This window comes from Wolbachia endosymbiont (group B) of Aricia artaxerxes, from assembly GCF_964026975.1.
In the GTDB taxonomy this organism is placed as follows: Bacteria; Pseudomonadota; Alphaproteobacteria; order Rickettsiales; family Anaplasmataceae; genus Wolbachia.
In genome coordinates, this window is the sequence record NZ_OZ034718.1 from 1,354,420 (window position 1) to 1,368,769 (window position 14,350).

Consider the following 14,350-nt stretch of genomic DNA (forward strand, 5'->3'; position numbering starts at 1 on the left):
GGCATAAACTGCAAGCATCATGTGGTTGGAGGGCTAGGCTTAGTGGTATGGTGAACGTAAGTGAAGCTTCATAAGTATCGTAATGATTAAGGAGCTAAAGATGCTGATAAGCTCTGACCAAAAGGTAATGTGGATAAGTTACATTTTTCATTTCTAGATGTACGCAAATAATAACTCCACCGGTATAGAGAAGCCACCTAACCCACTGTTGTATGACTGGAGAAACAGGGTAAGCCTGTATTTTCGCCTACATGGCAAGCAAAACGCAAGGAATGCTGATGGAAGTGCAGGTAAAGGAGAATGGAGAAAGCGAATGCCATTTTGTAACGAAATGGATAGAATTTGTAACATTAATTCGCGTGAAAACGAGCAGACTTCCATTTGGTCCCTCGTGACAAGAAACTTTGTTAACCACTTAAGGTAGGAAAGCAGATGATTACAAGTAAACCTGTAAGTGCATCTACCGAAAGCTTTGAAGCATGGAAGCAATTGCCATGGAAGAAATGCCAGAAAGTTATTGTGAGGCTACAAAGACGTATTGTTAAGGCTGTCCAAGAAGGAAGATGGGGTAAGGTAAAAGCTTTACAACATCTTCTCACACGCTCTTTTAGCGGAAAAGCTTTGGCTGTTAAGAGAGTAACTGAAAACCAAGGAAAAACCACATCAGGTGTAGATCGTCAACTATGGTCAACTTGCAATGCTAAATTTCAAGGAATAAAGCTGTTAAAACAAAGAGGATATAAACCTTCTCCGCTCAAACGAATTTATATCAGTAAATCTAATGGCAAAAGAAGGCCTCTTGGTATACCCACGATAAAAGATAGAGCGATGCAAGCATTATATCTGTTTGCCCTGGAGCCAGTATCTGAAACAATCAGCGACCGTCACTCCTATGGCTTTAGACCTAAAAGATCCTGCGCAGACGCTACTGTGGCTTGCCACTTATTACTGGCAAGTCGTAATCAACTACAATGGATACTCGAAGGTGATATCAAAGGTTGTTTTGATAACATTAACCATGAATGGCTCATGAAGCATATTCCTATGGAGAAGAAAATTCTTCATAGATGGTTAAAAGCTGGTTTCCTAGAATCGAAAACTCTGTATCCCACAACTGCTGGCACTCCGCAAGGAAGTATAATTTCTCCAATACTAGCTAACTTTACCTTAGATGGTCTTGAACAGTTATTAGAAAGTCGCTTTGGTAAATTAGGTAGCAAAAGAAGAGAAAAAATCAGAAGTGGAGTGAATGTAATCAGGTACGCAGACGACTTTATTATTTCAGGTTTCACACATGAAGTACTGGAAAATGAAGTTAAGCCTTTAGTGTCATCTTTTCTTCATGAGCGAGGTTTAATTCTGTCAGAAGAGAAGACAAAGATTACATCTATCACAACAGGGTTTGACTTTCTTGGTTGTAATGTACGTAGATATAATAAGAAGTTAATTATTCAACCTTCGAAAGAAAGTATTAAAAGACTTCTGAATAAAGCACGTACATTGATAAAAGCAAATATAGCGAACACTCAGGCTATAGTAATTAAGTCACTCAACTCTCTACTGAGAGGATGGGGAAATTACTATCACCATGTGTGTGCTAAAAAAGCGTTTAGAAAGATCGACAATGAAATTTGGCATAGTTTATGGAAATGGGCAAAGAAAAGACATCCTCGTAAAGGATTACGTTGGATAAAGAATCGTTACTTCAAAGTAATGGGTCAACGACAATGGGTCTTTGCTGCACCCACATGCAAGAACAAACCAAAAGAGATACGGTATTTAAGACTGCTTAAGCTGATTGATATACCTATCAGACGACATGTTAAAATCAGAGCGGATGCAAATCCCCTTGACTTAAAATGGAAAAAGTATTTTGATGAGAGAGTAAAACGAACAAGAATGTTGGCAAGCTCCTTTTCAAGAGAAGGTTCTCTACTGTTAGTGTCACCACTAAAGTTGATGTATTCTGAGGATTTATGAAAGACAAGCCGGTTCGACAAAAGAAGAACTTAGATAAGGGGCTCAAGCGTAGTGTGGGGAAACCTGCATGCTGCGTTTCTAAGGGAGGGAGTAGTAGTAATACTGCTTCCTTACCTGACCAATAGTGATTTACAGAATAAACTTGAAGAAGAAAAGCAAAAAAACGTAAAATTGCAAATTGGACTAACACAAAAAGATGAGAAGCTAGAAAATATATCAACAGAGCTGCAAGAGAAAATACAAGAACTTGAAAGTGCAAATGAAGGAAAGAAAGATCTAGAGAAAAAGTTAACAATTGCTAATGCAAAAAATGAAAAACTGGAAGATAAATTGAAACAGTTTAAAAAAGCGGAAGAGGAAGCAGGAGATATATTAGATGAAAATTGGAAAGATATACAGAATTTAAAATCTACAATTCAATGCTTAGATTATAAGTACAACACAAATCTGGAATCTTATAAACAAGAGGTAGATCAGCTAAAGTGGAAATATGAAGAGTTAAAGAACGAGGTAGAGCTTAAAAATAAGCAGATTAAGAGTCAAGAAGAACAGTTACGGCAGGATGAACGTTTAACGAATTTAAAACCTCAAATGCAAAATTTGCAAAGTGAGCATAACGCACATTTAGAATCTGATGAACAAGAGGTAAGTGAGCTAGAGTGGGATGAAAAGTGGGATTTTAAATCGTCAGAGGGAGAGCTAGAGACTAAAGATGAGCAAATTGAGAGGCAAAGAGAACAGTTACGGCAGGAGATGGAAGAAGAAATAATGGATCAATACCGTTCATTTATAGAACCAAAGTTTGAAGAGTATGAGAATGAGATTGAAATATTGAAAGAAAAGATTAAAGATATGGAAATTGAAAGAATAACGGGAGAAAGAGAAGAGCTAAACGGTAAAGAGCAACATCTAAATAACCAAGTAGAAATGTTAAGTACAGAGATTTCTCAACAGGAACCTTTGAACAATCGTGCAAAAATATCTGATCAGCTTGTAGGGGAAGTTGATAATGCAGAAAGAAAATCTAGATCTTCAAGCTCTGATAGTGCATTTTATAGTGATGATGATTGTTGTAATTCACTTCTAGACTTCATCAGCAGTCCCTCAAAGGTGTGTAGCCAAAGTCAGCGTGAAAATGTTTAAAGATGCACATGAGACCAGCGGCTTCTTTATTCAAGTAGCCCCTCTTGTCATCCGAGTTGTGTGTCAGCTACTTGAACGACAAACATTGAGATGACAAGAGTAGACTTATTTCTTTAACAAAAAAGAGCCCTAAAGAGATTTGACATCAAGATAACTTAAATATATACCAACTCTCTTATCTTTTAATGATTCCTCATCATGAGTCAAATGATCAAAAACCTGAATTTGATTCGTTATAATGCTACAATTATTATTTGCAACCTCTAATATACCATTATCAATTACAACTTTTTCCTTTGTCTGGTTACTCATTTGAGCAGTAATTATACCAGGCAATAAATAAATTAAGTAAAGAGAATGGTAAGCTAAAATCACTAGCTCTCCTTCAAGCCCATTCACTGAAAGCGAAACCACTTCATCGAATGAAATTCGATTATCAGGAGAAAAAAATTGCACCTTAAAAGTGTTCATAATCTTTAATGTCCGGCTCCAACTTCAGCTTTTATTGATTCAGCCTTTTCTATTGCTTCACTTATACTTCCCACCATATAAAAAGCAGCTTCTGGCAGGTGATCATATTTACCTTCAATAATTCCTTTAAAACTAGAAATAGTATCAGAAAGTGAAACAAATTTGCCAGACATGCCAGTAAATACCTCCGCAACATGAAAAGGTTGAGAAAGAAACTTCTGAATTTTACGAGCTCTATCAACAATAATTTTATCTTCATCAGATAGTTCATCCATACCAAGTATTGCGATAATATCTTGCAGCGACTTATAAGTTTGCAATATACGTTTCACTTCAGAAGCCACATTATAATGCTCTTCACCAATGATTTCAGCAGATAAAGACTGAGAAGTTGATTCAAGTGGATCAACAGCAGGATATATACCCATTTCAGCTATCTGCCTTGACAATACTGTAGTGGCATCAAGATGAGAGAATGTCGTTGCTGGAGCTGGATCGGTCAAATCGTCTGCAGGAACATATATAGCCTGTACAGAAGTAATAGAACCAGCAGTAGTTGAGGCTATTCTCTCTTGCATAGCGCCCATATCAGTCGCAAGAGTTGGCTGATAACCAACAGCCGACGGTATTCTTCCAAGCAAAGCAGAAATTTCAGAGCCAGCTTGAGTAAAACGGAAGATATTATCTACAAAAAATAGAACATCTTGATTTTCATGATCACGAAAATACTCCGCCATAGTTAGTGCTGTTAAAGCAACCCTAGCCCTTGCTCCAGGAGGTTCATTCATTTGACCATAAACCAAAACGGCTTGAGATTTTTCGTGCTCATTTATATCTATTACATTCGAAGTAATCATCTCGTTATAAAGATCATTACCTTCACGCGTTCTCTCTCCTACTCCAGCAAACACAGAAAATCCTTTATGAGCTTTTGCTATGTTGTTAATCAGCTCCATTATCAGAACTGTTTTACCAACACCAGCTCCACCAAATAAGCCAATTTTTCCTCCTTTAAGATAAGGAGCAAGAAGATCTATAACCTTTATTCCTGTAACTAAAACTTCTTCCTGTATCTTCTGCTCAGTAAAGCTTGGAGGTGATCTATGTATAGGTTCTAAATCATACTTTCCTTTTAGCGGACCACACTCATCTATAAGCTCCCCTACAACATTAAAAATCCTTCCTAAAGTTGAGCGTCCAACCGGAACTGATATTGGTGCACCTGTATCAACAAACTCATCACCTCTTGACATACCATCTGTGCTATCCATAGCAATGCAACGAACTATATTGTCACCTATATGCTGTGAAACCTCTAAAACTAGCTCCTTGCCCTTATATTTTAGTTTGCTTTTTAAAGCATTAAATATCTTAGGCAACCCGTCTTCAAATTTTAAATCAACAACTGCTTGAGTTATTTTAACTACTTTACCTGTACTCATCTCTTTCATCACCTAACACTACAATTCTATAAAAGAACTTCTAAAGAAAATAAATCTTATATTATTAACAGAAATTTTGCAATATTAAAACACTTACTAGTTACGTTTCATTATAAACAATGCAAATGCATTCAATAGCCAAGTAATAACAAACAGCACCAAACTAAGCGCATAAGCAGCAAGAGTTTGCACACTATTGAAATCCTGATCTCCGGTAAGTAATGTAGCAATTTGTACAGTGATAGTAGTAACTGAATTGAGAGGATTAAAGGTCAAATTTGCATTGATTCCCACAGCCATTAGTACAATCATTGTTTCACCTATTACTCTTGAAATTGATAATAAAATTGCACTTAAAATTGTAGGCATTGCATAAGGTATTGTTATATGCCATATAGTTTCCGCTGGTGTTGCGCCAAGCGCCATAAAACCATAACGTAAACTTTTTGGAACAGATCTTATAGCATCTTCAAGCAAAGAAATAATAAAAGGAAGAATCATTACCCCGATCGATAAACCAGCAATCAAAGCACTTTCTGAGTGTATACTTAAATTAAAAAAATTTGCTACCTGCTTTATAAAAAAAGACAAAAATATAACTGAGAAGTATCCATATACAACAGTAGGAATAGCAGACAAAACCTGTAAGGCTGTATTAATAACATAACGCACTTTTTCACTCGCATACTCACTAATATATATTGCAGAAAATAAACCAAGCGGCACCGCAACTAACATTGCTACAATAGTTATAAGTAATGTCCCCACTAAAAGTGGCGCTATACCAAAACACCCCACCTCTCCTTCACCAATAATAGCTACATTATGCTTCCATTTTAAGCAAAATAAGAATTCTGAAATAGCTACTTTATTAAAAAAAGAAATGGACTGAACAAAAATAGATAGCATTATAAATAAAGTGATAAAAAGTGATATTGCTAAAGCCATAAATAACAAAAATTTTACCATCTTATTTCTTTTACCTTTAAGGATAAAAATCAGCATAAAAAAAAGTAACGCTATAGAAATAGAAGTTATAAAATAACCATCATAGAATGCTAACAAACAAGGTAGCATCCACATACAACTCAAATATATATAAGACTTAACTTTACTTACTGCTTGAAACTTACTCAAACAAAATAAAAGGACTAGTAAAACAAGTACGCCTATAATTAAATTCATTTTTCCATATATCAAATTTTATTCAACAAGAATGCCACAGAAGTTGACCATTATTTGACAATAGAGCAAAATAGTTTAAAATAAATAGTCATATTAATATAAAAACAATGAAAAGAACATTTCAACCAAAAAATTTTAAAAAAAAGCACAAACATGGATTTCGTTCACGTATGTCAACAAAAGCTGGAAGAAAAATTCTTAATAAGCGTCGCTCATTAGGGTGTAATAAATTATGCGCATAGTAAGCATAAAAAAAAAGAGTTTTCCTTTGCTTTTAAAAACAGATTAGCATCTTACAGTCTTTTTTATCGAGGGGTATATATATCACTATATGCTATAAAAGAAAGAGAACCTGAAAAGTATATTCATGTTATTAGAGTAGGTCTGGCTATCAGTAAAAAAGTCGGAAAAGCAGCAAAAAGAAATAAAATAAAAAGGCAATTACGAATGCTAGCTAAAGTTAGCATTTCTAATATAAGTAATGTAGGATACTATTACATAATACTAACCCATCAAAACATTATGCAAGCAGGCTATAAAAATTTACAAAAAGACCTCAATATTTGCTTAAAGAAAGATAAAATAAGAAGGAATTTTCACTAAAGTATTTACAGCTATATTTTTTATGATAAGATAAGTGAGGTTTTTAAAATAAATTAATAGATGTGGGTGCTTGAGGTAGAAAGTATAAAAAAACAAGATAAAAAGCTCGATACAAATAATGCTGAAGAGAGTTTTTATGAATATAAAAAGTCTAGCTATCGTACACAATGGGGAATGGCATTTGAACAAAGCCAATATTTAGAACAAAATAAAGATAATCCTAGAGGGAAATTGCTAAATTTTAATATAGAAGCAACTCATTACAATAAGAGAATAGTTTGATAAAAGTACCCGTTCAGGGAAGTGGTTGAAGAAACGATAGGTAGGAGATTGTATAGTTCTCTTTGTTTCCATGTTAAGTATAATGAAATTATCCTTTCAAGTTCCTAGCTCTGATTACGTAAAATATGAGCTTTTACAGTAAACGATATAATGCCTAATTTGCTGTTCAGCGTGATAGTGGAATACTTTCTGGTTTACTTAAAAAATTTCACATCATTCTTTCAGATTTTAAAATATTTTTCGCAACTTGAGAAGCTCCAGTTGCTTCAGATAGGTAGCTTCAAGTAATACCTTATACGTTTTGCAACTTTCTTACACTTCTGTTTCATTTTTTAATAAAGCTTTTTTTAGCATAAATAATTCAGTGGATGCGTTTTTTAAGTAACAGCCCAGAATTTTAACTTCAATAGTCCAGCTATGTTTCAAAGTACCTTTCAGCGACTATTACGATTGCAACATACACTGTCTTTTAAATCTTCTTTCCCTTTAAAACTTGCAGTATTGCTTCAGCACTAACCAAGTTTACCTTTATTATAACACGTTGATGCGCAAAACCTCACTTTTCTTATTCGATTTGCTCATACACCTTTTTGTATTTGAGGGAATTCTATATTCACTATTTGATACGCTTTCAATTCACATTAAAAACATCACTTATAATTTTCACGTTTTGAATTTTTATAAGATCCACTGAGTGCTACAATTATCACCTAACTATTGGACCAAATGTATCTGCTTTTTGGTAGTTTGCTACTTCTTCTTTCTCCTCATCTCCAACAACTTAATTAATATTCAATTATATAAAGTTTGATTTTCGGAAGATCAATTGTTTGATGATTTGTTAAATGTTGCTATCTCTCCTCCTAATTTGGAAATAAGTGACAAATTCTACTTTTAAATTTTCTACTTTTATCTTAAAGTTTTCGCAGAGTTCTAAAAGATCAGTTATATTACCTCACAGCTACTCTATGTTTACCTTGTTTCATCGCTCTACTGAAAAGATATAAATAAGAAGAAATTTTTATAAACTTGGCAACGACCTACTTTCCCTTTTTAAGTATCATCGGCGCTAAAAAGTTTCACTTCCGAGTTCGAAATGAGATCGGGTGGTTCATTTTTGCTATAGCCACCAAGTCAACAAAAATTTCTGACTTAATAAATTTTAATTTAATATTTAACACTGCATATGCACATATAGAAAGCAAATAAATCAATCAGGCTATTAGTACCAGTTAGCTTCACATGTTACCATGCTTCTACACCTAGCCTATCAACGTGGTAGTCTCCCACGGCCTTAATTGGGAAATTTTTTTGAAGAGGGTTTCTTGCTTATATGCTTTCAGCAATTATCCCATCTATACATAGCTACCCAGCGATGCTATTGGCATAACAGCTGGTACACCAGAGGTATATACATCTCGGTCCTCTCGTACTAGAGTCAGATCTTCTCAAATTTCCTTCACCCACGGCAGATAGAAACCGAACTGTCTCACGACGTTCTAAACCCAACTCACGTAACACTTTAATCGGCGAACAGCCGAACCCTTGGGACCTTCTCCAGCCCCAGGATGTGATGAGTCGACATCGAGGTGCCAAACGGTGTCGTCGATATGAACTCTCGAACACCATCAGCCTGTTATCCCCGGCGTACCTTTTATCCGTTGAGCGATAACCCTTCCATACAGAATTACCGGATCACTATGACCGACTTTCGTCTCTGCTTGGCTTGTCAGCCTCGCAGTCAGGCAAGCTTATGCCATTGTACTATCAAGCTGATTTCCGACCAGCTCTAGCTTACCTTCGCACGCCTCCGTTACTTTTTAGGAGGCGACCGCCCCAGTCAAACTACCCACCATACAATGTCCTAGTTCCAGATAATGAAACATAGTTAGATATCAAAAGTGTAAAGGGTGGTATCTCAAGGTTAACTCCATTATAGCTAGCGCCATAACTTCAAAGTCTCCCACCTATCCTGCACATCACACTTTTAATAGCAATGTAAAGCTATAGTAAAGGTGCACGGGGTCTCTTCGTCTAACCGCGGGTACCCCGCATCTGCACGGGGAATTCAATTTCGCTGAAGTGATGTTGGAGACAGTGGAGAAATCGTTACGCCATTCGTGCGGGTCGGAACTTACCCGACAAGGAATTTCGCTACCTTAGGACCGTCAGTGTTACGGCCGCCGTTTACTGGGGCTTCAATTCAGAGCTTGCACCCCTCCTATTAACCTTCCAGCACCGGGCAGGCGTCAGACCCTATACTTCCACTTACGTGTTTGCAGAGTCCTGTGTTTTTAGTAAACAGTCGCTACTCCCTATTTTGTGCCACCTACTTATAGTTGCCTAAAAGCAGGTTACCCTTCTTCCGAAGTTACAGGTATAATTTGCCGAGTTCCTTCAACATCATTCTTTCAACACCTTAGTATACTCTACTCATCCACCAGTGTCGGTTTACGGTACGGCCTCATAAATATAAGTGCTATTTCCTGGAGCTTCTTTTAAGCATAGATCAATCCAATAAGACCTATACAAATACAAAACCCGTCACACTTAAGAGGTTTAGGAATATTAACCTAATTGCCATCGACTACTCCTTTACGGACTCGCCTTAGGAACCGACTAACCCTACGCAGATTAACTTAACGTAGGAACCCTTAGATTTTTGGTGAGAGTGTTTTTCACACTCTTTTACGCTACTTATGTCAGCATTCTCACTTCCGATATCTCCAGCAGTTTTTACAAACCACCTTCACAGACTTACGGAACGCTCCGCTACCGCGCCTATTAATCGAAATTAATAAGCACCCACATCTTCGGTATACAGCTTTAGCCCCGGTACATTTTCGGCGCAGAAAAACTTATTTAGACAAGTGAGCTGTTACGCTTTCTTTAAAGGATGGCTGCTTCCAAGCCAACCTCCTAGCTGTAATGGTTTTTCTACTTCCTTTCCCACTTAGCTGTAATTTTGGGACCTTAGATAGTGATCTGGGCTGTTTCCCTTTCCACCACGGACTTAGCACCCATAGTGTGTCTGCTGTATACTTAATTATTGGTATTCGGAGTTTGGTTAGATTTGGTAAGATGATGAATCCCCCTAGTCTATCCAGTGCTCTACCCCCAACAACATAAATACAACGCTCTACCTAAATAGATTTCGCGGAGAACCAGCTATTTCCAAGTTTGATTGGCCTTTCACCCCTAATCACAACTCATCCAATAATGTTGCAACATTAACTGGTTCGATCCTTCAGTATGTTTTACCATACCTTCAATCTGGTCATGACTAGATCACTTGGTTTCGGGTCTAATCCATAAAACTAAACGCCCTATTCAGACTTGCTTTCGCTACGCCTACACCTACCGGCTTAAGCTTGCTTCATAGATTAACTCGCTGACCCATTATGCAAAAGGTACGCTGTCACTCTAAATATCAATAAATTGATATAGAGCTCCAACTGTTTGTAAGCACTTGATTTCAGATTCTATTTCACTCCCCTCCCGGGGTTCTTTTCACCTTTCCCTCACGGTACTTGTTCACTATCGGTCGTTAAGGAGTATTTAGGCTTGGAGGATGGTCCCCCCATATTCAAACAGGATTTCACGTGCCCCGCTCTACTCAAGGATTTAAAAACTTTCTATTTATACAGGACTATCACCTTCTATGGTTACCATTTCCAGAGTATTCTAATTCTTATTTTTAAATCACTAGCCTTTTCCGCTTTCGCTCGTCACTACTAACAGAATCTCGGTTGATTTCTTTTCCTTTGGCTACTTAGATATTTCAGTTCACCAAGTTTGCTTTATATACTTAGTATATAATAACTAGCTAAGCTAGTTGGGTTTCCCCATTCGGAAATCTGCGGATCAAAATTTGTTGACAATTTCCCACAGCTTATCGCAGCCTGCCACGTCCTTCATCGCCTCTTAACGCCAAGGCATCCATCAAGTGCTCTTAATAATTTATTTATCTGACTATATGTAGAATATGCAGAGTTAAATATTAACTTACAATTGAATTGAGATTAAATAATCTCTACCATAAAACTTTTCAAACATCTAAAAACTAATCTTTTATATGTTACAATCTGATAAATCATATGTCAACGCCTTTTTACACAAAACATTTACCTATTATTATCAACAACAATATACCAGCAATCTTAAACATTATAATCTAAGAAATATTTGACAAATTGATATGTACAGAAAAATTAATGAAAAAGATATTTTGTAAGATAAAATGTGTTAAAATTAGTTACCTAAAAATGAAAATGAACATTTGGAGTATTTCTAATGTATGAAAAGTAATCTATCTTTTATAAAAAACTTTGCTTTAAATTGTATATCCAAGCTCACTGGCTTATTAAATAGTAAAAAAGTAAAAAATTTCATTATGGATAAATACAGTACTCTCCATAAAGAAATTGTAGTGTTTCTTGAAAAATCTAAAAACCTGTTAAATACCAACACTGAAATCGGGTTATATCACTTCTATAAAGGTAATATATCAGATGCAAAGTTAAGATTTTGGTTAATTAGCATATTCTACCCTAATTTACCTCTAGTCTGGTATAATATCGGAAGATGTCATTTTGCAGTAGGCAATACTAACAAAGCTTATAATTATTTAACAAAAACCCTAAAATTAGATAGTAGTCATAAAGAAGCTTCTTACTATATAAAGAAAATAACAAACACATCAGATATTGTGGAATTGCCTGAAAATCTCATAAAACAATATTTTGATTACACAGGTGAATATTTTGTTGAGCATTGGCTAATTGCCAAACAATACAGAGGGCATGAACTCGTACACATGATAATTACAAAAGTCTTTAACAACTCCACTTCTAAACTGAATATACTCGACCTTGGTTGCGGTACTGGAATATGTGGTCACTTCCTAAAAATAAGTAATATTAGAAGTCGCATAACAGGAGTTGACATCTCAAATAGAATGCTCAATATTGCAAGAGGATGCCTTATAAAAGGTAAACCTGTTTACGATGAGTTAATACATACAGAAATGAAAGAGTTTCTTAAACAAGAGAAGAACCAGCAGTATGATGTAATTATCTTTGCTGAAGTGCTACACTATCTACATGATTTTCTAGCAGAATTGGAACTAGCAAAAGGATTGACAAACAAAAAAGGGGTTATTGTATGTTTAGTAAGAAGAAAGGAAGGTAAAGGTATTGACTTTGTAAACAAAGGAGATTATTTTCGTCACTCAGAAGATTATATTCAGCATGTTGCAAAAGAAACAAATATGCAAATAAGTCAAATGAGTTACTGTAAAATATATGGCAGCCAAGTTGATGGTATCTTGTTTGCATTACAGTATCCACAAAAAAATTTAACAACTTAATCGAGAAATCGCTCAAATAAATGTCTATATTATCATAAAGGGAGTCTTATGAATTACATTGCTATTAACTACGCAAAGGATAGTAAATTAACTGCTTTTGGAAAAGCAGTTCTATTGGACAGGTATTTAATAGAAAATGAAAGTTATCAAGATCTCTTTATACGTATTGCCAATTACTACTCTGATAATAAAGAGCATGCACAGCGTCTTTATGATTACATGAGCAATTTATGGTTCATGCCTTCAACTCCAATACTTAGTAATGGTGGTACCAAGAGAGGATTGCCTATTTCCTGCTTTCTTAACGAAACTGAAGATAGCTTGCAGGGAATAGTTGATTTATGGAATGAAAATGTTTGGCTCGCTGCACGTGGTGGTGGAATAGGTAGTTATTGGGGAAATTTACGTTCAATTGGTGAAAGTGTCAAAGGTAGCGGTAAAACATCAGGAATTGTGCCATTTATCGTAGTACAAAATGCTCTGACGCTTGCAATCAGCCAAGGATCCTTAAGAAGAGGAAGCTCAGCAGTTTATCTTCCTGTATGGCATCCAGAAATAGAAGAGTTTCTAGATTTACGTAAGCCAACTGGTGGTGACCCAAATCGCAAAGCATTAAATATACATCATGCTGTAATAGTAACAGATAAGTTTATGCAAGCTGTTGAAGATGATCAAGAATGGGATTTAATAAGCCCTCATAACAATAAAGTTATTTCAACAGTAAAAGCACGGGATATATGGATTAAAATATTAACAGCAAGAGTTGAAACTGGAGAACCTTACATTATTTTCCTTGATGCAACAAATAACAATAAGCCAGAATCTTACAAAAAACTCAACTTAGACATCAAAATGTCAAACCTATGCAGTGAAATAACTTTAACTACAGGTTACGATCACCTGAAAAAGTCACGCACTGCTGTATGTTGTTTATCATCCGTAAATCTTGAATACTACGAAGAATGGAAAGATAATGAGCTTTTCATAGAAGATATAATGCGTTTTCTTGATAATGTATTAGAGGATTTCATAAACCAAGCACCAAATGAAATACAGCGAGCAAAATATTCCGCAATAAGAGAGCGTAGTATCGGTCTTGGCGTGATGGGTTTTCATTCATTTTTACAAAGTAAAATGGTTCCTTTTGAATCAGTAACAGCCCAACAATGGAATAAAAAAGTATTTAAGCATTTGCGCGAGCAAGCAGATGTAGTTTCTAAAAAATTAGCAGAAGAAAAAGGGCCATGTCTTGATGCTAAAGAAATCGATCTAATGGAAAGGTTTACACATAAGCTCGCTATTGCTCCAACTGCCTCAATTTCGATTATCGCAGGCAACACTTCCCCTGGAATAGAGCCATATGCAGCAAACGTATTTATACAGAAGACACTTACAGGTTCATTTGTAGTACGAAATAAATTCTTGCAAAAACTACTAGCAGAAAAAAATCAAGACAATGATGAAATATGGTCCTCAATTTCAACAAATGAGGGTTCTGTTCAGCATTTAGATTTTCTTAGCAAGCATGAAAAACTGACATTTAAAACAGCATACGAACTTGATCAACAATGGATCATAGAACATGCAAGTGATAGAACTCCTTATATTTGTCAATCTCAATCAGTAAATCTGTTCTTACCTGCCAATGTGCATAAACGTTACTTACACAAAATACATATGCTTGCTTGGAAAAAAGGATTAAAAAGCTTGTATTACTGCAGATCACAATCAATGCAGAGAGCTGACAAGGTCTCACATGACATATTCAAAAAAAGTGAAATATTGCAACAAAAAACAGATATTAATTATGATGAATGTCTATCATGCCAGTAGACTGTACATAACTTACTGTCACAAAAATACAATTGTACAAAAG

The 14,350-nt window shown here is 35.6% G+C and carries 11 protein-coding genes, 2 rRNA genes and 1 pseudogene; 8 read left to right on the forward strand and 6 right to left on the reverse strand.

The window, feature by feature from the left end:
* The first annotated feature begins 157 nt into the window (after nt 1-157).
* Genes AAGE00_RS06230 through AAGE00_RS06240 form a run of 3 tightly spaced genes read left to right on the forward strand, consistent with a single transcriptional unit; the run spans nt 158 to nt 3,123 of the window.
* On the forward strand, nt 158-424 hold the full coding sequence (locus AAGE00_RS06230; protein ID WP_341815212.1) for a hypothetical protein: 267 nt from the start codon (nt 158-160) through the stop codon (nt 422-424).
* 8 nt (nt 425-432) lie between these two features.
* Nucleotides 433-1,980, forward strand: coding sequence for a group II intron reverse transcriptase/maturase (gene ltrA / locus AAGE00_RS06235; RefSeq protein ID WP_341815213.1), 1,548 nt, complete (start codon nt 433-435; stop codon nt 1,978-1,980).
* A 51-nt stretch (nt 1,981-2,031) separates the two neighbouring features.
* A complete protein-coding gene (locus tag AAGE00_RS06240; RefSeq protein WP_250147221.1) occupies nt 2,032-3,123 on the forward strand; it encodes a hypothetical protein in 1,092 nt (363 codons plus the stop codon).
* Nucleotides 3,124-3,252: 129 nt separating this feature from the next.
* Here AAGE00_RS06240 and AAGE00_RS06245 read toward each other — a convergent pair whose 3' ends face one another.
* The 3 genes from AAGE00_RS06245 to pstC form a co-directional block, all read right to left on the reverse strand.
* Nucleotides 3,253-3,594, reverse strand: coding sequence for a F0F1 ATP synthase subunit epsilon (locus tag AAGE00_RS06245; protein ID WP_213863919.1), 342 nt, complete (start codon nt 3,592-3,594; stop codon nt 3,253-3,255).
* Between the two features lie 5 nt (nt 3,595-3,599).
* Entirely contained in the window at nt 3,600-5,036 is a 1,437-nt protein-coding gene (atpD, locus tag AAGE00_RS06250; protein ID WP_213863920.1) for a F0F1 ATP synthase subunit beta, read from the reverse strand.
* 96 nt (nt 5,037-5,132) lie between these two features.
* Nucleotides 5,133-6,221, reverse strand: coding sequence for a phosphate ABC transporter permease subunit PstC (gene pstC / locus AAGE00_RS06255; RefSeq protein WP_012482001.1), 1,089 nt, complete (start codon nt 6,219-6,221; stop codon nt 5,133-5,135).
* Nucleotides 6,222-6,328: 107 nt separating this feature from the next.
* On the opposite strand from pstC, the gene rpmH reads away from it, so the two are divergent.
* From rpmH to AAGE00_RS06270, 3 genes are read left to right on the forward strand one after another with little or no spacing between them, the layout of a single operon-like run.
* Complete coding sequence (gene rpmH, locus AAGE00_RS06260; RefSeq protein ID WP_080600798.1) at nt 6,329-6,463, forward strand: 50S ribosomal protein L34; 135 nt, start codon at nt 6,329-6,331, stop codon at nt 6,461-6,463.
* A complete protein-coding gene (gene rnpA / locus AAGE00_RS06265; protein WP_081439702.1) occupies nt 6,447-6,824 on the forward strand; it encodes a ribonuclease P protein component in 378 nt (125 codons plus the stop codon). The genes rpmH and rnpA overlap by 17 nt, the downstream gene beginning before the upstream one ends.
* 60 nt (nt 6,825-6,884) lie before the next feature.
* Entirely contained in the window at nt 6,885-7,106 is a 222-nt protein-coding gene (locus AAGE00_RS06270) for a hypothetical protein (RefSeq protein ID WP_341815214.1), read from the forward strand.
* Here the strand turns inward: AAGE00_RS06270 and AAGE00_RS07985 are convergent.
* The 3 genes and pseudogenes from AAGE00_RS07985 to AAGE00_RS06280 all read right to left on the reverse strand — a co-directional run.
* Nucleotides 7,085-7,942, reverse strand: a pseudogene (locus AAGE00_RS07985) (IS66 family transposase); the annotation flags it as partial. The gene AAGE00_RS06270 and the pseudogene AAGE00_RS07985 overlap by 22 nt on opposite strands.
* A gap of 191 nt (nt 7,943-8,133) precedes the next feature.
* Nucleotides 8,134-8,240: ribosomal RNA gene (gene rrf, locus AAGE00_RS06275) — 5S ribosomal RNA — on the reverse strand.
* A gap of 67 nt (nt 8,241-8,307) precedes the next feature.
* Nucleotides 8,308-11,072 (reverse strand): 23S ribosomal RNA (locus AAGE00_RS06280).
* 331 nt (nt 11,073-11,403) lie between these two features.
* On the opposite strand from AAGE00_RS06280, the gene AAGE00_RS06285 reads away from it, so the two are divergent.
* Nucleotides 11,404-12,474, forward strand: coding sequence for a methyltransferase domain-containing protein (locus AAGE00_RS06285; RefSeq protein ID WP_007302520.1), 1,071 nt, complete (start codon nt 11,404-11,406; stop codon nt 12,472-12,474).
* A 48-nt stretch (nt 12,475-12,522) separates the two neighbouring features.
* Nucleotides 12,523-14,307 carry a ribonucleoside-diphosphate reductase subunit alpha gene (locus tag AAGE00_RS06290; RefSeq protein WP_341815215.1) on the forward strand — a complete coding sequence of 595 codons (1,785 nt, stop codon included), beginning with the start codon at nt 12,523-12,525 and terminating at the stop codon, nt 14,305-14,307.
* Nucleotides 14,308-14,350 lie beyond the last annotated feature (43 nt).

What these genes read in the sequence shown, in the direction of transcription:
- AAGE00_RS06230 (WP_341815212.1), top strand. Translation starts at nt 158, where the DNA reads ATGTACGCAAATAATAACTCCACCGGTATAGAGAAGCCACCTAACCCA.
- ltrA (WP_341815213.1), top strand. Translation starts at nt 433, where the DNA reads ATGATTACAAGTAAACCTGTAAGTGCATCTACCGAAAGCTTTGAAGCA.
- AAGE00_RS06245 (WP_213863919.1), bottom strand. Translation starts at nt 3,594, where the DNA reads ATGAACACTTTTAAGGTGCAATTTTTTTCTCCTGATAATCGAATTTCA.
- atpD (WP_213863920.1), bottom strand. Translation starts at nt 5,036, where the DNA reads ATGAGTACAGGTAAAGTAGTTAAAATAACTCAAGCAGTTGTTGATTTA.
- pstC (WP_012482001.1), bottom strand. Translation starts at nt 6,221, where the DNA reads ATGAATTTAATTATAGGCGTACTTGTTTTACTAGTCCTTTTATTTTGT.
- rpmH (WP_080600798.1), top strand. Translation starts at nt 6,329, where the DNA reads ATGAAAAGAACATTTCAACCAAAAAATTTTAAAAAAAAGCACAAACAT.
- AAGE00_RS06270 (WP_341815214.1), top strand. Translation starts at nt 6,885, where the DNA reads ATGTGGGTGCTTGAGGTAGAAAGTATAAAAAAACAAGATAAAAAGCTC.
- AAGE00_RS06285 (WP_007302520.1), top strand. Translation starts at nt 11,404, where the DNA reads ATGAAAAGTAATCTATCTTTTATAAAAAACTTTGCTTTAAATTGTATA.
- AAGE00_RS06290 (WP_341815215.1), top strand. Translation starts at nt 12,523, where the DNA reads ATGAATTACATTGCTATTAACTACGCAAAGGATAGTAAATTAACTGCT.